This window comes from Martinezella paranaensis (assembly GCF_014200235.1).
GTDB classification, from domain to species: domain Bacteria; phylum Pseudomonadota; class Alphaproteobacteria; order Rhizobiales; family Rhizobiaceae; genus Rhizobium; species Rhizobium paranaense.
Window position 1 is genome coordinate 120,518 of the sequence record NZ_JACHBI010000003.1, and the last position, 17,879, is coordinate 138,396.

At 57.6% G+C, this 17,879-nt stretch carries 16 protein-coding genes; 11 read left to right on the forward strand and 5 right to left on the reverse strand.

The genetic code is table 11. The features are described from left to right. Positions 1 to 29: 29 nt before the first annotated feature. The 9 genes from GGD50_RS09485 to GGD50_RS09525 all read left to right on the forward strand — a co-directional run bounded on the left by GGD50_RS09485 (position 30) and on the right by GGD50_RS09525 (position 9,767). A complete protein-coding gene (locus tag GGD50_RS09485) occupies positions 30 to 359 on the forward strand; it encodes a hypothetical protein (RefSeq protein ID WP_183937698.1) in 330 nt (109 codons plus the stop codon). 292 nt (positions 360 to 651) lie between these two features. Next, on the forward strand, positions 652 to 1,737 hold the full coding sequence (locus tag GGD50_RS09490; protein WP_183937700.1) for an NAD(P)H-dependent flavin oxidoreductase: 1,086 nt from the start codon (positions 652 to 654) through the stop codon (positions 1,735 to 1,737). 105 nt (positions 1,738 to 1,842) lie between these two features. Beyond that, positions 1,843 to 3,363, forward strand: coding sequence for an arabinosylfuranosidase ArfA (gene arfA / locus GGD50_RS09495; protein WP_183937701.1), 1,521 nt, complete (start codon positions 1,843 to 1,845; stop codon positions 3,361 to 3,363). Between the two features lie 74 nt (positions 3,364 to 3,437). Next, entirely contained in the window at positions 3,438 to 4,574 is a 1,137-nt protein-coding gene (locus tag GGD50_RS09500; protein ID WP_183937703.1) for an ABC transporter ATP-binding protein, read from the forward strand. 164 nt (positions 4,575 to 4,738) lie between these two features. After that, a complete protein-coding gene (locus tag GGD50_RS09505) occupies positions 4,739 to 6,007 on the forward strand; it encodes an ABC transporter substrate-binding protein (RefSeq protein ID WP_183937705.1) in 1,269 nt (422 codons plus the stop codon). Positions 6,008 to 6,072: 65 nt separating this feature from the next. After that, positions 6,073 to 6,954, forward strand: coding sequence for a carbohydrate ABC transporter permease (locus tag GGD50_RS09510; RefSeq protein ID WP_183937706.1), 882 nt, complete (start codon positions 6,073 to 6,075; stop codon positions 6,952 to 6,954). Continuing rightward, positions 6,954 to 7,778 carry a carbohydrate ABC transporter permease gene (locus GGD50_RS09515; RefSeq protein ID WP_183937708.1) on the forward strand — a complete coding sequence of 275 codons (825 nt, stop codon included), beginning with the start codon at positions 6,954 to 6,956 and terminating at the stop codon, positions 7,776 to 7,778. The genes GGD50_RS09510 and GGD50_RS09515 overlap by 1 nt, the downstream gene beginning before the upstream one ends. Before the next feature lie 137 nt (positions 7,779 to 7,915). Next, a complete protein-coding gene (locus tag GGD50_RS09520) occupies positions 7,916 to 8,839 on the forward strand; it encodes an ArsR/SmtB family transcription factor (RefSeq protein ID WP_183937710.1) in 924 nt (307 codons plus the stop codon). A gap of 67 nt (positions 8,840 to 8,906) precedes the next feature. Next, entirely contained in the window at positions 8,907 to 9,767 is an 861-nt protein-coding gene (locus tag GGD50_RS09525; protein ID WP_183937711.1) for a sugar phosphate isomerase/epimerase family protein, read from the forward strand. A gap of 148 nt (positions 9,768 to 9,915) precedes the next feature. Here the strand turns inward: GGD50_RS09525 and GGD50_RS09530 are convergent, their stop codons facing one another. From GGD50_RS09530 to GGD50_RS09545, 4 genes are all read right to left on the reverse strand, one after another. After that, positions 9,916 to 10,122, reverse strand: a complete 207-nt coding sequence (locus tag GGD50_RS09530; protein ID WP_183937713.1) for a hypothetical protein — start codon at positions 10,120 to 10,122, stop codon at positions 9,916 to 9,918. A gap of 158 nt (positions 10,123 to 10,280) precedes the next feature. Next, complete coding sequence (locus GGD50_RS09535) at positions 10,281 to 10,427, reverse strand: hypothetical protein (protein WP_183937715.1); 147 nt, start codon at positions 10,425 to 10,427, stop codon at positions 10,281 to 10,283. Then, positions 10,424 to 10,720: a hypothetical protein gene (locus GGD50_RS09540; protein WP_183937717.1), complete on the reverse strand. Its 297-nt coding sequence runs from the start codon at positions 10,718 to 10,720 to the stop codon at positions 10,424 to 10,426. The genes GGD50_RS09535 and GGD50_RS09540 overlap by 4 nt, the downstream gene beginning before the upstream one ends. Positions 10,721 to 10,854: 134 nt before the next feature. Continuing rightward, positions 10,855 to 11,829 carry a polysaccharide lyase family 20 protein gene (locus GGD50_RS09545; protein WP_183937726.1) on the reverse strand — a complete coding sequence of 325 codons (975 nt, stop codon included), beginning with the start codon at positions 11,827 to 11,829 and terminating at the stop codon, positions 10,855 to 10,857. 206 nt (positions 11,830 to 12,035) lie between these two features. On the opposite strand from GGD50_RS09545, the gene GGD50_RS09550 reads away from it, so the two are divergent. Next, positions 12,036 to 12,524, forward strand: a complete 489-nt coding sequence (locus tag GGD50_RS09550) for a heme-degrading domain-containing protein (protein ID WP_183937728.1) — start codon at positions 12,036 to 12,038, stop codon at positions 12,522 to 12,524. A 43-nt stretch (positions 12,525 to 12,567) separates the two neighbouring features. On the opposite strand, the gene GGD50_RS09555 is transcribed toward GGD50_RS09550, so the two are convergent. Further along, a complete protein-coding gene (locus tag GGD50_RS09555; RefSeq protein WP_183937730.1) occupies positions 12,568 to 13,824 on the reverse strand; it encodes an AGE family epimerase/isomerase in 1,257 nt (418 codons plus the stop codon). 270 nt (positions 13,825 to 14,094) lie between these two features. Between GGD50_RS09555 and metH the strand changes: the two genes are divergently transcribed. Continuing rightward, positions 14,095 to 17,871 carry a methionine synthase gene (gene metH, locus GGD50_RS09560; RefSeq protein WP_183937732.1) on the forward strand — a complete coding sequence of 1,259 codons (3,777 nt, stop codon included), beginning with the start codon at positions 14,095 to 14,097 and terminating at the stop codon, positions 17,869 to 17,871. The last annotated feature ends 8 nt before the right edge of the window (positions 17,872 to 17,879 follow it).

The window sequence follows — 17,879 nt, forward strand, 5'->3', positions numbered from 1 at the left end:
TTCCCAGCAAGGGCTTACAGGGATAGATCATGACGGTGAACGAATTTCTCGATGCATTGGGCATCAAGGCCGGCGTCGTCATCGCGGGCCTCTCCGGCGGCATTTTGCGCGGCTTGTCCCGTCGTCAATATACCACCAGAGAAATTATCGCGTCGCCCATTTGCGGGGCGCTGGCTGCGGCCTATCTGACAGAGCCCGCGCTTTACTATTTACGCGCTATCAATTGGCCGCTGCCGCAAAAGGACGCTGCTGCCATGAATGCGACTGCCTTCGTGGTCGGCGTCTGCGCCATGTGGATCGCCGACCTGATCCTCGATTCGATTGGCCGATGGATTAGAGGTGGAAGGGCCGCTCCCTGACCGCCACTATCATGTTCCATATCGTCGCATTTCAGTCCCCTGGTGGATGCGTCGGTTTTGCAGTGTGCCGTTTTTCCTATCTCCCTCTCCCGAACAGGAGAGGGCATTTTTTGCGTTTCTGGTTTTTGTAGCCTTTCTCAGCAGTGTTTTGTCGAGACAGGCTAATCCAGTTCGCAGCATGAGATTTTCGGTCCGTCGACAAACGCATGGGTTCATCCGCACTAATCATTATCGCCGCCTCTGTTAGGCTGATAATGATGGCTGGGGACACCGAAGACGAAAGGTGCTTGCGATGAGCCGATGGCCAGATACCCGGATCCTTGACCTATTTCACATCGACATTCCCATCATCCAGGCGCCCATGGCAGGCGCGACGACGCCAGAGATGGTAATTGCGGTAAGCGAGGCCGGCGGGCTCGGATCCCTGCCGAGTGCGCAATACAATGCCGAGCAACTCGGTGCGGCTCTGGATATGATACGAGCGGCGACGAAAAAGCCGATCAACGTGAACTTCTTCGCTCATACCATGCCTGAAGACGATCCCGCACGACAGATGGCCTGGCAAGCGCGGCTTGCTCCCTATTATGTCGAGGCGGGGCTTGATCCTGTCGCACCGGTTCCGGCTGGCGGCCGCGCGCCGTTCGACACCTCCTTCTGTGAGATCGTGGAGGCCTACCGGCCCGAGGTCGTCAGCTTTCATTTCGGAATGCCTGATGAGAAGCTGGTCCAACGGGTACAGGCAACCGAAGCGAAGATCATCTCCTCGGCGACCACGGTGGCGGAGGCGCGGTGGCTTGTCGAACGCGGTGTCCATGCTGTCATCGCCATGGGTTTCGAAGCGGGTGGCCATCGAGGCAATTTCCTGACGCAGGATATGGCGACGCAGGTCGGCACGATGGCGCTGGTGCCGCAGATTGTTGATGCTGTCGCGGTCCCCGTCATTGCCGCTGGCGGAATTGCAGACGCGCGTGGAATCGCAGCTGCTTTCGCACTTGGCGCTTCCGCAACACAGCTCGGCACTAGCTACCTGTTTACGCCTGAAGCGAAAATTCCGTTGGTTCATCGCGCGGCTCTGGAACACGCAGGCGATGACAATACCGCTTTGACGAATGTTTTCACCGGCCGGCCCGCGAGGGGCGTGATGAACCGCGTTATGCGCGAGCTGGGGCCACTCTCTGATCTTGTGCCGGCATTTCCCACGGCCGGCGGCGCTTTGGCGCCGTTGCGCGCCAAGGCCGAAGCGGCTGGTTCCGGTGATTTCACCAATCTCTGGTCAGGCCAGGCCGCGAAACTGGCGCAATCGCTTCCGTCGGCTGAGTTGACCGCTCTTTTAGGGAAGGACGCAATCGCGCTTATGGAACGGCTGGCAAGGAGCTGAACTACCAAGTAAATCAAAAATCACGATATAAAACAAAAAACTTGAATAATAAAATCTTTCATCATAACCTCGCAGTCAACCAACAGCAATAAGCGAGGGAGCACGATGAAAGCTGCAGCCGTCATCAACAAGGATTTTACTGTTTCCAACGTCGATAAGCGGGTTTTCGGCTCGTTTTTGGAGCACATGGGTCGGGCGGTCTATACCGGAATTTATGAGCCGGGGCACAGGACGGCGGATAAGAACGGGTTTCGTCAGGATGTTCTGGAGTATGTCCGCGATCTTGATATGCCGATCGTGCGCTATCCGGGCGGCAATTTCGTCTCGGCCTATCGTTGGGAGGATGGTATCGGTCCGCGTGATGAGCGGCCAGTGCGCCTCGATCTTGCATGGCGGACGCGCGAGACCAACCAGGTCGGCGTCAACGAATTCTCCGACTGGGCGAAGCTCGCCAAGACCGAGATGATGCTTGCCATGAACCTCGGCTCGCGCGGCCTTGATGACGCCCGCAATTTCCTCGAATATTGCAACCATCCGAGCGGCACCTATTGGAGCGATCTGCGCGCCAAGCATGGCTACAAGGACCCGCACAATGTCCGTATCTGGTGCCTCGGCAACGAGTTGGATGGTCCCTGGCAGGTTGGTCATAAAAGTGCTGCTGAATATGGGCATCTCGCCAATGAGGTCAGCAAGGCATTTAAATACTTCGATAAAACCCTCGAGACGGTGGCTTGCGGCTCCTCCAACGACAAGATGAAGAGCTATCCCGAATGGGAAGCTACCGTTCTCGATCAGGCCTATGAGAGCGTCGATTATATCTCGTTGCACAAATATTTCGGCAACGAGAAGCAGGACACGCTCAACTACTTCGCCAAGGCGATGGATCTCGACCGCTACATCGTCACTGTCGGCGGTATCATCGATTATATCAAGGCAAAGAAGCGCTCGAAGCGCGATGTGAAGATCTGCTTCGACGAATGGAACGTTTGGTATCACGATCGCAAGGAGGACGGCGAGCGTATCGCCAGTTGGAACTGGCCGGAAGCGCCGGCGCTGCTTGAAGAGGTCTATAACCTAGAGGACGCGTTGTTCGTCGCCTCGCTCCTCAACGTGTTCATTCGCCGTTCCGATCGCGTCAAGATCGCTTGCATGGCTCAGCTCGTGAACGTCATCGCACCAATTCTGACGCGTACCGATGGCCCCGCTTGGCGTCAGACTATCTATTATCCGTTGCAGCTTGCTTCCAAGTACGGACGCGGCACGGCGTTGAATGTCTCGGCGTCGGGCCCGACCTATGATTGCGAAGTCGCTCAAGATGTACCCTATCTCGACATATCGGCGGTGCTGCATGAGGGTGGCAAGAGCATCGCTGTTTTTGCCGTCAATCGCAGCGTTGATCAGTCACTCGATCTTTCTGTTGCGCTTCAAGGGTTTAAGAACGTCAAGGTCGAGAAGCACACGGTTATGGCCGGTGAAGATCTCAGGGCCCGGAATACCGTCGATGCGCAGCACACTGTCGTACCGAAGGAAGGCTCCGGTCTCGTTTTGACGGACGAGGGCGCTGTTGCCGGCAAGCTGCCGCCAAAATCCTACCACTTCATCCTGTTGTCGGTCGCATTGGCCTAACAGGCGGATCCGCTGGGCGGTGGCGAAAGAGGCCGCCGCCCGGAGGTAGAGTTGATCACGGGAGGATCAGGCTCATGGTGGGAATTCAGACTGCCGACGTTCAGAATGCCAAAGTCCAGAATTTAGGAATCCAGTTGACCGATGTCAGCAAGTCCTTCGGTGCGCTGAAGGTCATCCACGGTGTTGATATCAAAATAGAACAGGGGGAGTTCGCCGTCTTCGTCGGTCCCTCCGGCTGTGGGAAATCGACCTTGTTGCGCATGATCGCCGGACTGGAGGAAACGACAGGCGGGCGAATCGAGATCGAGGGCAGGGATGTCACACATAAGGAAGCTTCCACGCGCGGCGTCGCCATGGTCTTCCAATCCTATGCGCTTTATCCGCATCTGACCGTCTTCGACAATATGGCCTTCAGCCTGTCGGTGGCGGGCCGGCCTAAGGCTGAGATTGCCGAGAAGGTGCGGTCGGCTGCCGAGATCCTGCGTCTCACCGATTATCTCAAAAGCAAACCCAGCCAGCTTTCCGGCGGTCAGCGTCAGCGTGTTGCCATCGGTCGCGCCATTGTCCGCGAGCCTCGGGTTTTTCTGTTCGACGAGCCGCTGTCGAATCTCGATGCGGAACTGCGCGTGAAGATGCGGATGGAGATCGCCCGGCTGCATCGCCAGATCGGCGCGACCATGGTCTATGTGACCCACGACCAAGTCGAAGCGATGACACTTGCCGACAAGATCGTGGTCCTGAAGTCCGGCGTGGTGCAGCAGACCGGGGCTCCGCTCGATCTCTATCGCAATCCCGACAATATGTTTGTCGCCGGTTTTATAGGCTCGCCGGGGATGAATTTCCTCTCCGGCAAGGTTACCGGCAACGCCGACGGTCGTTTGGTTATCGCGCTTGATGACCAGCCTGAAACCTCGGTCGTCCTGGCTTTGAAGGGGGCTTTGCCGCAGATGGGAGCCAAGGTTTTCATCGGCGTCCGGCCTGAGCAATTGGTGCTGGACGGCGAGGTTCGGTCAGTCGCCTTGCAGGTGAAGGCGGAGTTCGTCGAGGAGCTCGGCGGCATCGCATACCTGCATGCACTGACCCGTACCGGCACTGAACTCACGATTGAGTGCCGCAGCGATCACCGCCCGAAACCGGGCGAGCCGGTGGAGCTGACGATGACGCCGGAGACGCTGCTTGCATTCAGTGAAAACGGCAAGCGCATTCGTTAGTATCGATTTTTTTGATACATACCAAAAAACTTTGAGTGAGCAGGCAGTTAGAGGTGCGGAATACGGCCGGCAAGAGGATGCCGGGTGTTTCCGATGGATTTTCCGGCTCGGTGGAGCGAGCCGGGTTCAATGGCAATCATGCCCCTGTGTTGGAGGAGACAGACATGAGACGACTTTTGAAATTGGCCATGGCGGCCGCTTTGACCTTGCTGCCGGCAACGGCGGCTTTCGCGCAGACGGAAATCACCTGGTGGGATTTTCTGAGCGGCGGCGATGGCGTGCGGATGAAGGCGCTGATCCAAAAATTCAACGATACCCATCCTGACATCAAGATCAACGCGACGACTCTCGAATGGGGCGTACCCTTCTACACCAAGGTGCAAACGGCCGCCGCCGTCGGCCAGCAACCCGATATCATGACTTACCATATCTCGCGCTATCCATTGGCCGTGCCGACCGGCATTCTGCGCCCGTTTACCGCCGACGAGCTTTCGGCAGCGGGTATCAAGAAGGAGAATTATGTCGACGCCGCTTGGAACTCAGCGACCTCTGACGGCAAGACTTACGGCATTCCCTTCGATGTCCATTCGATCATTCTCTACTACAACAAGGACATATTGAAGCAGGCCGGCCTGCTCGGCGATGACGGCCTGCCGAAGGGGCTGGACGGACTCGACAATTTCAATGCGGTGCTGGGCAAGATCAAGGCGCTCGGCAAGGTCCAATATCCGTTGTCGATCAACAGTGATCAGGGCGCCTCTATCTGGCGCATCTTCTATACACTCGTCGCTCAGCAGGGCGCGAAGTTCATGGACGGCAAAGAAATCATGCCGGGAGATGCCAGCCTGAAGGCGCTGGATACGATAACGAATTGGGTCAAAACAGGTTATTCCCCGCAGCTTATCTCCTATGAGGCGTCGATTGCGCTCTTCACCTCCGGCAAGGCTGCGATGCATATCAACGGCGTCTGGGAAGTACCGACCATGGTTGACCTGGAAAAGAAAGGTCAACTCGGCTTTCAATGGGGTGCGATCGAAATTCCGAACCTGATGGGGCAGCAGGCGACCTGGGTCGACTCCCACTCCTTCGCGATCCCGAACAGCACCGTAAAGCCGATCTCCGAGGAAAAGGTCAAGACCGTGCTCGAAGTCATCCGTTGGATGAACGAGAACAGCATCTCCTGGGCGAGTGCCGGCCACATCCCGGCTTATAAGCCTGTGACCGCAAGCGCCGACTTCAAGAATATGCAGCCGAACGCTGTCTATTCAAAGCTCGCCGATACCGCCGTCTACGATCCGATCTCGCCGCTCGCCGGTGTTGCTGGACCGATCTACGAGGCCGCGCAGAACTTCATCATTCCGGCAATCAACGGTCAGCTCGATCCGAAGGATGCCATCGATCAGATGCGTGAAGAGCTGCAGAGCCAGCAGTAGGGGCCCAAAGCGCAAAGCCGACCGGAGTCATTCCGGTCGGCGTCCGGCCGGCAAGAGGAGACGCCATGTTTGCGAACGAAGGACGAAAGAAGGGCTTGACCGCCGTGTTGATGGTTGCGCCCTTCGTGATCGTCTACCTGATCGTATTTGCCTATCCCGTCTATAAGATGTTTGCGCTGAGCTTCACGAATGCCCCGCTGATCGGCGACGGCCAGTGGGTGGGCTTCGACAACTACGTCAAACTCTTCAGTCAGAAGCTGTTCTACACGTCGATGTGGAACACCGGCTATTTCGTCCTTTTGAGCGCCGTACCGAACACGGTGATTGGGCTTGCACTGGCGCTGATGGTCGTTCGGTTGGAAGGCCGCTTGCAGAGCCTGGTGCTCGTGCTGTTCTTCATTCCATATATTCTACCAGTCTCTGTTGTCACGACGATCTGGAAATGGGTGCTGGACCAGCAATTCGGCATCGCGCAAAACGTGATCCAACTTTTCACCGGCCATCCCGTCAGCGTTTTTCGTGATCCCATCTGGGCAATGCCGATGGTTGCTTTTGTCACCATCTGGTGGACGAACGGCTTCAACTTGCTGCTTTTCATCGCTGCGCTCAAGAACATTCCCAAGGACTACTATGAAGCCGCCGCCCTCGATGGTGCGTCTCGCTCCCAGGCATTTCGCCGCATAACTTGGCCTCTGATCTGGCCGGTAACGACCCTTGTGCTGACGCTGCAGCTCATCCTGCAACTGAAAATCTTCGATCAGATCTATCTGCTCACCGAAGGCGGGCCGTTCAATTCCACCTATGTGCTGCTGCTGCTCGTCTATCGCGAGGGCTTCCGCCTCAGCCATGGCGGCGCTGCTTCCGCGATCGCGGTCATATTGTTCCTAATCATCGTCGTCGTGTCAGTGCTGCAATACCAGCTTCTGAGAGTGAGGAGGGCAAGCTGATGCCAGGACGCGCGATTGGTAACTCGCTGCTATTGATCTTGACGCTTTTCATAGCCGGTCTCTGGGCCTTTCCAATTTACTGGGCGATCGTAACGTCGATGAAGCCGGAGCAGGACGTCATTGCCAGCACGACTTTCATTCCACGCGTGTTCGATTTCTCGTCCTATTATTTCGCGCTGTTCCAGACCAATCTACCGACCTGGTACATGAACTCGCTGGTGACATCGATCAGCGTCACTGTAATCGTCATTTTGATCAGTATGATGTGCGCCTATGCGCTCTCGCAGATCGTGTTCGCCGGGCGGCGAGTGCTCTATTTCGTTATTCTGGCAAGCTTCATGGTGCCGTCGCAGGCGCTGATCATTTCGCAATTCGTGCTGATGCAGAAGCTGGGGCTGATCAATACACTGAGCGGCATCGTCCTGCCGCAGCTCATCGTGCCGGTTGTCGTCATCGTCTACAAGCAGTTCTTCGATTCCGTGCCGAAGGAGCTGCGTGAGGCGGCAAAGCTCGATGGTTGCGGCGAGTTCCAGATTCTCTTCCGGCTTTACCTGCCGCTGAATTGGGGGATCACGACGGCGCTGGCGATTATCACCTATATCATGGCATGGAACGCCTTCTTGTGGCCCTTCCTGGTGTCGAATTCCGAAAACACCATGACGGTCACGGTCGGCATCACTCAGGTCGACGATGCTTTTGGCATCAAATATGCCCGGGACATGGCCGTGGCGATCCTTGCCGCTATGCCTGTTGCCGTCGCCTATCTCCTGTTCCAGAAACGGGTGACGCAGGCTTTGATGCTGTCTTCGGGCATCAAGGGGTGAGCGGCTGCGTTTTCCCGACCGGCCCGCGGTATCTCTCCCGAACCGCGGGCCGGTACCCTGAAAAAGTGAGAGGAAAGCAACCGAAGAGCGTGGTATGAGCCAAAGATTGCTATGACGTGGAGATATGACAGTTCGATATGGAGACTAAGCTTCTAACAGTCGATCCGATGAAGGATACGGAGGTCGTCGAGGCCCTGGGGTCGGCAACGCGTATCGAAATTCTCAATCTTCTCCGTCTCAAAGGGCCTTTGAACGTCAATGACATTGCGGCGCATATGAAGCTGCCGCAGTCGACTGCCGCCATCAACATCAAATCGCTCGAGAAGGCCGGACTAATCGAGACCCATACGATGAAAGCGAGCAAGGGCAACCAGAAGATTTGTTCCAGCGTTTATGGCGAAATTCTCATTCGCTTCGAAAATCGTTCTACCAGCCTGCGTGAGGACGTCGTCGCCGTCAGCATGCCGATCGGCCTGTTCACGGAGTTCGAAGTTGGGCCGCCCTGCGGTCTGTGCTCGGTCCACAATGTCATCGGCATGCTCGATGTGCCGGGCGTATTCCTCGATCCGCAGCGCATGCAGGCGGCGCTTCTCTGGTTCACGCGCGGTTATGTCGAATATAAGTTCCCGAACAATGCCAAGGTGAACGGGCGTCGTATCCGCAAGGTGGAATTCTCCGCCGAACTCAGTTCCGAGACGCCAGCCACCAATTCCAACTGGCCATCTGATATCTCCATCTGGGTCAATGGCATCAAGGCCGGCCACTGGACATCCCCAGGCGATTTTGGCGACAGGCGCGGGCTCTATTCGCCAAGCTGGTGGAAACTCAGTGGTTCGCAATACGGCAAGCTGAAGACTTGGAGCATCGACGACCAGGGCACTTGGATCGACGGGACCATGGTCTCGATGCAAACGATCACGTCGCTTGGGTTGCACGATCATCATTCGATCCGCTTTCGCATCGGCATCGATGAGACGGCCGGCAATCCCGGTGGCCTCAATATTTTCGGCAAGGGTTTCGGCGATTTTGATCAGGACATCGTCATGTCGCTCTATTTCTGATTTGCTGCCGAAAGCTTGGGCTTCGTCAAATCGGGAAGTCCGCTGCGGGTAATTAGGAGGAGATTCAATGGCTTTCACGGCTGATTTGGCAGATCGTTTTGCCGTTTCCACATGGTCACTGCATCGCGCACTCGGCGGCACCTATCCCTACAAGCCCGGCGGCGCGGACACTCCAGCGCGCCAGCCGACCTATGGTGAAGGCTCGGTAGAGCTGATCGATCTTCCGAAACAGTTTGCCGAACGCGGTATCTTCCGCATGGAAATTTGCTCGTTTCATCTGCCGAGCCGCTCGCCCGACTATATCGCCGGCCTGCGGAATGCCTTCGACAGGGCAGGGGTCAAGGTGCAGACGCTATTGATTGAAGACGGCGACCTCAGTGATCCCGAGACGGCCAAGCGCGACGTGGAATGGATGGCGAGCTGGATTGAGGTCGCTGTGACCCTCGGTGCCGAGAATATGCGCGTGATCGCCGGTAAGGCGCGGCCGACCGACGAAGCACTGAGCGGGGCGGAAAAACATCTTCGTTGGCTGGCCGAACGGATTGCCGGCACTGGTATCCGCCTTGTCATCGAAAACTGGTTCTCGCTGTTGCCGGGGCCGGTCGAGGTCCATCGTGTGCTTGACGCGCTTGATGGCAAGCTTGGCCTCAACGGCGATTTCGGCAATTGGACGGGCGTGGGCAAATATGGCGATCTCGCTGAGATCATGGGTCGTGCCGAACTCTGCCATGCCAAGGCGCATTATTCGGAAACCGGCCTCGATACCGAGGACTATGTTCGCTGCGTCGAACTCTCCAATGCCGCCGGCTATAAAGGCCCATTCACGCTGATCTACGACTCCTCGTTTTATGAGGATGAATGGTCGGGGATATTGGAGGAGCGGGATTGTATCGCGGGCGTGTTGCGGAAGGCCGCTGCGGCGGCGTGACCGCACCATGATTACAGCGGCGAGCTACATTCGCTGCAAGCATGCTCACGCCAGCCGAAATCTAGCGCTTCCGACTTGTCCACGGGTTGCGGCGAGGCCGTCTTCTGCCGATGAGACGCTAACAGAGGGCTGAGCCGGCGCTACGATTTCAATGAAATTCGTAATTGTGCAAGGCGCCGAGCAGTTGGTCCTGCGTCTGATAGCCAGCATCATAGAGGCTGATCGCGACATTGGCCGCCGACAGTCCTTCCTGGCTTTGCAGTTTGATCCTGTGTTCGGCACACCAGGCATAGAGCGCGCCGGCGAGGATATCGACATCATCGGAATATAGGGGCGAGTTGACCATCATAGACATTCGCTACACCGTGGTTGGAAGCTCGAACTTGAGCGGGAGCGGAGCAAGACTGCTTTGATTCCGAAAGTTTGCAATCGGCTTCTCTCGCCGGCGTTAACGCCTGCCTGATTTGATACAGATACAGTTTCGTATTGGCACAGGTGCTGGCTCGAAGGGGACTATTGCGGCGTCTGATCCGGTGCGTGTGGCGCCGGGTTTTCAACCTGATCCTTGCCGTTATGCGGTACGGCGAACAGGAGCACACCCAGCGCAAGGGCGAGCGCCACCATGATCAAAAGGATCAGTCTTGGCCGCGAGGGCATCATTGGTGGACCGGCTGCGACGCTTCGACTGCTGCTTCGATCAATTCCTCTGCATAGGATAGTGCGGAGGCTGTATCTTCGCCATCGAGTTTCAGTTCCCGGCATTTGCGATGCATGGCCCTGCGAATCTCAGAAAGTAAGGTCGCGTCGACATCGACATGACCTTCGAAAAAGACGTGCGTCAAAGCGGATTGGGCTACGACTTCGAGGACTGCGACACGCCCCTCGATTTCGCCAAGTGAAGGAATGGCATTCTTCTCCACATGGTGTTTGCAATCGCGATGAGTGGTGAGCATTTCAGTGGTCTCCTCTGCTGAGGCAAATAACCAATGAGAGGCAAAAAAGTTCACCCAAATCTTACGAAAATCTGGACCGGTGGCAACTAACTTTTCGCGGCGATATCATGGACGAGGAAGTGTGCGAAAATCGGTCATTTCAATGGGCAGAGCTTCGCATCCGACAGGACATCGGCACAGCGGGGCGAACGGCGAAAATCGTCATAGTAGAGCGTCCATTCCGTCGTGTCGGCGGCGCGATAGGGGCCAAACTTGAAATACTGGTTTTTGCCTAAGCCCTTGTCGGCATGACCGATATGTCCCTTGACGGTGACAATCCATTTATCATTGGCGAAGATTTCGATATGGCCGGTGCCGTCAGGGCCGGGCTTGCTGTAGATGGCGAAGTCGATCCAGCCGGAATCCGGCGTCGGCAATTTGTTGCCGTGGTCGGTGATGGTGATGGCGCTGGTGCAGCCGGTGAATTCCTTGCCGTCCTCCTTACCCCAACTGCTATCGGTGGCGACCAGGGCTCGCATCTGGTTGGTGTCCGAGCGGAACCAGACAGGCGTCTGACTGTCGTCACATTTCTTGGTCGCGTCGCTGACCGCGGTCGTCGGCGGAGCCACATAGTTGGTTTCGACGGTGGCGAAGAGTTTGCCGTTGTTCAGTCGCAGTGCCAGGAAAGGGCTGAAATCCCCCTTTGCCTTCGGCCCGATCTCTCGCTTCCACTGCGCAATGAGATAGCGATGATCACCGGAGGGAATGGGGTCGGCGAATTTGACCGCGAAGCCATACCAAACGCCTTGGTTATAAGGGACCCGATATTTGGTGCGCTCCCAGATCTCTGCTCTTTCGCTGCAGTTCGACTTGCCCGCGTCGCAGAGTGGCTTGACGCTGAGCTTCAGTGCCCCGGTGCCGGTGCGTTTTACTTCCGATTGAAATTCGATCTTACCAGCCTTCTGTTCTGAATTGTCGCGATAGTAGAGATGGCCCGACGGCGCGAAGTCCGTACCGTCGAAACCATCGTGCAGAACCAATTGAGCTGGATCCTCGGCCATAGCGGGGGGCGTCATGGCGCAGGTGCAAGTGCAGGCCAGGATGGCGGGCAGTGCATATTTTGCGTTCATGACAGCGGGCTCCTTCGGCGCGATGATCTTGGTGCACTATCAATGACCTGTTCGCCTTCCATGGGCAAGAGGAGGCGGCATTCGGTAAGTGATCGCTGGCAGTTTGGCCAAAAGTGGCGGCTCGGTTTCGACATGCCGAAGAGATAGGTAGACAAATCATCTCGTTCGCGTTTGATAAGCCGGCCAATTTTGGAGGAAGGATTTTCATGACGATCGAACACGACCTCAGCCGCATCGCGCTGCAGGAGGAGACGCTGCGCTTCGATGCTTTCGATCTTTCGACCGCCTGGGTGCTCGGCAAGTTGCTGCACGATCTTGCCAGCGAACGCAATTTGGGTGTCGCGATTGACATCACGCTGCATTCCATGCCGGTTTTCTACATCGCGCTGCCCGGTTCGACGCCGGATAATTCCAACTGGATCCGCCGCAAGCGCAACATGGTGTTGCGCTATTTCCGCAGCAGTTATGCGAGCACTCTGCGGCTGGAACAGCAGGGCAAGAGGATCGAGGACAACGGGCTTTCAAGCGCCGACTATGCCGCATCCGGCGGCAGCTTTCCGATCTTCGTCCACGGCACAGGCTGCATTGGCGCCGTCACCGTGTCGGGACTTCCGCAGCGTGAAGATCACAATCTGGTCGTGGAGGCCCTGGCGCTCACGCTTGGCCACGAACTGCACAATCTCAGCCTGTCGTAAAAGATGATTGCGGCGTCACGCTTAGCGGACGCCGCGATCGATCTCAGATATTCCCGCCAGCCTCGGCGATGACTTTGGTCAGGCTGCCCGTTGCCGGGAAGAGGGGGATGAGGCAAGCCTGCAAAGCATGGTAAATATCGCCCTTGCCCGGGAAAATCGTATGAGCGGGCATCAAGTCTTCCGTCAGCTCCTCATGCCAGCCGCCGTTCCTATGGTCGATAAAGCAGCGGCCGATAGTGCCCCAGATCTTACGATAGCTCTCCTCGTGGAAATCGCTCGGCATGTGTTCGTTGAGATAGTGCGCCGCACCGGCTGCCTCGCAGGCCGGCCACCAGAGCTTGTTGCGTTTGGCCGGCACGTCAGCCCAGTCGAGCGTATAGAAGAAGCCGCCTTTATCGCTGTCCCAACCTAGTGACATTGATTGGGAGAACAGACCTTTGGCGGCGTCCGGCATCCAGTTGTGCTGCTTGCCGCCGAGCGACCAGAGTTGCAGGATGAGGCGCGCCCATTCCAACCAATGGCCGGGCGTCGTACCCGAGGGGCGGAACATTTCATTGCCGCGATAGTCCTTATCGAGCGCCCAATTGGCGGTAAAATGCTCGGCGACGCGCCAACCGACAGAACCCGCCGAGCGGCGGATGACGAGATCGGCGATGCTTTCGGCTTTGTCGAGGTACGCTTTGTCACCGGTTGCTTCGAAGGCGGCCATCAGTGCTTCCGTCAGGTGCATGTTGGAATTCTGGCCGCGATAGCTGCCGCCGTCGATCGGCGACCAATCCTGGTTGAATTCCTCGGCGATGGCACCGTGTTTTTCTTCCCAGAATTTCGTGTTCAGAATTTCGGTAGCATCGGCGAGCATGCCGTCGGCAAGCGGATGGCCGATGGTCTTGGCGGAGGAGGCGGCGAGCAGCACGAAGGCATGGCCATAGCCTTGCTTGGTGGCATCGACGGGGCCGTCATTGTTGAGCGACCAGACATAGCCGCCATGGGTGGCATCGCGGTGATGCTTCCAGAGATAGTTCATGCCGTGATCAACGATATCCTCGGAGCCGGGACGGCCGAGGAGCGAACCGATGGAGAAGCAATGAACCATGCGCGCGGTCGAATGAATGCCGCGGACAGGATTGATCGCATCGAGCGGCCTGCCGGCATCGTCCATATCGTAGAATCCCCCCTTGGGATTGATGGCACGATACTGGAAGAAATCGAAAAGCCCGCTTACCTGATCAAGCAGCCAGCGGCGGTGGTAGGCTCGCGAGCTCCAATTGCCGAGTGCCGCCGTTTCACGCTGTATGCTCATGCTCGCCTCCCAAGACTCTTTTGCCATAAGCCCTATAGCGCTGCCTGAAAGCGCTGTCATGGCTTTAAGGAATGAAACTGTGTCGGCTGCCCTGCGTTGTCCATGCCTGTAGAGGATAGAGGCCGATCGCATCGATATTTTTCGGGGACACGGCAAGCCAAAGCAGCACTATCCTTGCGCGGGGCCTCTTCGAGGTATAGATATGTTGACATAAAGATATCTTTATGTGATCTGAATGCGAAGTCGCAATCAGGCCAGTGGAGTTCGCTTATGTTTGACAATCTTTTTGGCTCGGAATCAGCGAAACGTGATGGCAGTGAAGTGTTCGCCGCCCTGAAGCAGGCAGCGAGCGAGCGAATCCTTGTGCTTGACGGCGCTATGGGCACACAAATCCAAGGGCTCGGCTTCGACGAGGATCATTTTCGCGGTGATCGGTTCATCGGCTGCGCCTGTCATCAGAAGGGCAATAACGACCTTCTCATTCTCACTCAGCCTAACGCGATCGAGGAAATTCATTATCGCTACGCCAAGGCCGGTGCGGATATTCTGGAAACCAATACCTTCTCTTCGACCCGCATTGCCCAGGCCGATTATCAGATGGAAGGCGCGGTCTACGATCTCAATAAGGAGGGCGCAGCAGTTGCCCGCCGGGCGGCGATCCGTGCCGAACATGAGGATGGCAGGCGCCGTTTTGTCGCTGGTGCCATCGGCCCGACCAACCGCACTGCTTCGATTTCCCCTGATGTCAACAATCCCGGCTATCGCGCGGTGAGCTTCGACGATTTGCGACTAGCCTATGGTGAGCAGATCGACGGGCTGATCGATGGCGGCGCCGATATCATCCTGATCGAAACAATCTTCGATACGCTGAACGCCAAGGCCGCGATTTTTGCCTGCGAGGAGCGGTTCGAAGCAAAGGGCGTCCGCATGCCGGTGATGATCTCGGGAACGATCACCGATCTTTCCGGCCGGACTCTCTCCGGCCAGACGCCATCGGCCTTCTGGAATTCGGTACGCCATGCCAGCCCCTTCACCATCGGGCTCAATTGTGCACTTGGCGCCAACGCCATGCGGCCGCATCTGCAGGAGCTTTCGGCCGTTGCCGATACCTTCGTCTGTGCCTACCCCAATGCCGGCCTGCCGAACGAGTTCGGCCAATATGACGAAACGCCTGAGATGATGGCCGCGCAGGTCGAAGGTTTTGCGCGCGATGGCCTCGTCAACATCGTTGGCGGCTGCTGCGGCTCGACGCCGGAGCATATCGCCGCGATTGCGCAAGCGGTTTCGAAATATCAGCCTCGCCAGCTTGCCGCACACCGCCCATTCATGTCGCTCTCCGGCCTAGAGCCGTTCGAGCTGACCAAAGACATTCCCTTCGTCAATGTCGGCGAGCGCACCAACGTTACCGGCTCGGCAAAATTCCGCAAATTGATCACCAATGCCGACTATACGGCGGCGCTAGCCGTTGCTCGCGACCAAGTCGAAAACGGCGCGCAGGTGATCGATATCAACATGGATGAGGGCCTGATCGATTCCGAAAAGGCGATGGTCGAGTTCCTCAACCTGATCGCCGCCGAGCCGGACATCGCCCGCGTGCCCGTCATGATCGACAGCTCGAAATTCTCGATCATCGAAGCGGGTCTGAAATGCGTGCAGGGCAAGCCGATCGTCAACTCGATCTCGCTGAAAGAGGGCGAGGAGAATTTCCTCAAGCAAGCCCGACTGCTGCGCCATTACGGTGCGGCCGTCGTCGTCATGGCGTTCGACGAGCAGGGGCAAGCCGACAGTTATCAGCGGAAGGTCGAGATCTGCGCGCGCGCTTACAAGCTTTTGACGGAAGAGGCGGGATTGCCGCCGGAAGACATCATCTTTGACCCGAATATCTTTGCGGTCGCGACCGGCATTGAGGAGCACAACAATTACGGCGTCGACTTCATCGAGGCGACGCGGACGATCCGCGAGACGATGCCACTGGTGCATATCTCAGGCGGCGTGTCGAACCTCTCCTTCTCCTTCCGCGGCAACGAGCCAGTGCGCGAGGCGATGCATGCCGTGTTCCTCTACCATGCCATTCAAGCGGGCATGGACATGGGCATCGTCAATGCCGGCCAGCTCGCAGTTTACGACAATATCGATCCTGAGCTGCGGGAGGCCTGTGAGGATGTGGTGCTTAACCGCCGGCCTGACGGTACGGAGCGGCTGCTCGAAATAGCTGAGCGTTTTCGTGGTGCCGGCAACCGGGAAGCCAAAGTGCAGGATGTCGCCTGGCGCGAATGGCCGGTCGAGAAGCGGCTGGAGCACGCACTGGTCAACGGCATCACCGATTATATCGAGGCCGACACCGAAGAGGCGCGGCAAAAGGCCGAGCGACCGCTGCATGTCATCGAAGGGCCGCTGATGGCCGGCATGAATGTCGTCGGCGACCTGTTCGGCTCGGGCAAGATGTTCCTGCCCCAGGTCGTGAAGTCGGCCCGTGTCATGAAGCAGGCCGTTGCCGTGTTGTTGCCCTATATGGAGGCGGAAAAGCTTGCCAATGGCGGCGGCGGAGAGCGTCAGGCGGCGGGCAAGGTGCTGATGGCGACCGTCAAGGGCGATGTGCATGATATTGGCAAGAACATCGTCGGCGTCGTGCTCGCCTGCAACAACTACGAAATCATCGATCTCGGCGTCATGGTGCCGGCGACGAAGATTCTGGAAACGGCAATCGCCGAAAAAGTCGATATTATCGGCCTCTCCGGCCTGATTACTCCATCCCTGGACGAGATGGTGCATGTCGCCTCGGAAATGGAGCGGCAAGGGTTCGATATTCCACTGTTGATCGGCGGCGCCACCACCAGCCGCGTGCATACGGCCGTGAAAATCCATCCGCGCTATGAGAAGGGGCAAACGGTCTATGTCACCGACGCCAGCCGTGCCGTTGGCGTCGTCTCGGCGCTGTTGTCGCCGGAGGCCAAGCAGGGCTATGTCGACACGGTTCGCGCCGAATATGCCAAGGTCGCCGCGGCGCATGCCCGCAGCGAGGCGGAGAAAGTGCGCCTGCCGATCGCAAGGGCGCGCGAGAATGCCGAGAAGATGGGTTGGGCGAGTTACAAGCCGGTGGCGCCGCAGTTCTTCGGAACGAAGGTGTTCGAAAATTATGATCTGGCGGAGCTTGCCACCTACATCGACTGGACGCCGTTCTTCCAGACCTGGGAGTTGAAGGGGCGCTTCCCGGCGATCCTCGAAGACGATAAACAGGGGGAGGCGGCGCGGCAGCTTTATGCCGATGCGCAGGCCATGCTGGAAAAGATCATTGCGGAAAACTGGTTCCGCCCACGCGCCGTTATCGGCTTCTGGCCGGCGGGCACGGTTGGCGATGATATCAGGTTGTTCACCGACGAGAGCCGCACCGACGAACTCGCGACCTTCTATACGCTGCGCCAGCAATTGTCGAAGCGGGATGGCCGCCCCAACGTGGCGCTCTCGGATTTCGTCGCGCCGGCTTCGAGCGGCGTCAGCGATTACGTCGGCGGTTTCGTCGTCACGGCCGGTATCGAGGAAATTGCCATTGCCGAACGCTTTGAGCGTGCCAATGACGATTATTCCTCAATTCTCGTGAAAGCGCTCGCCGATCGTTTCGCCGAGGCTTTTGCCGAGCGGATGCATGAGCGGGTGCGGCGTGAGTTCTGGGGCTATGCCAAGGATGAAGACCTTAGCGGCGACGAGCTGCTGTCGGAATCCTATGCCGGCATCCGGCCGGCGCCGGGCTATCCCGCCCAGCCCGACCATACGGAGAAGGAAACCTTATTCCGTTTGCTCGATGCCGAAGCTGCGACCGGGGTGAAGCTCACTGAAAGCTACGCCATGTGGCCTGGTTCCTCCGTCTCCGGCCTCTATATCGGCCATCCCGACTCCTATTATTTCGGTGTCGCCAAGGTCGAGCGGGACCAGGTGGAAGACTATGCGGTTCGCAAAGGCATGCCGGTTGCCGAAGTGGAACGCTGGCTCGGACCGGTGCTCAATTATGTGCCGGAAAAGCGCGATGCGGCGGTGGAAGACGCGGCATGACGATCTGA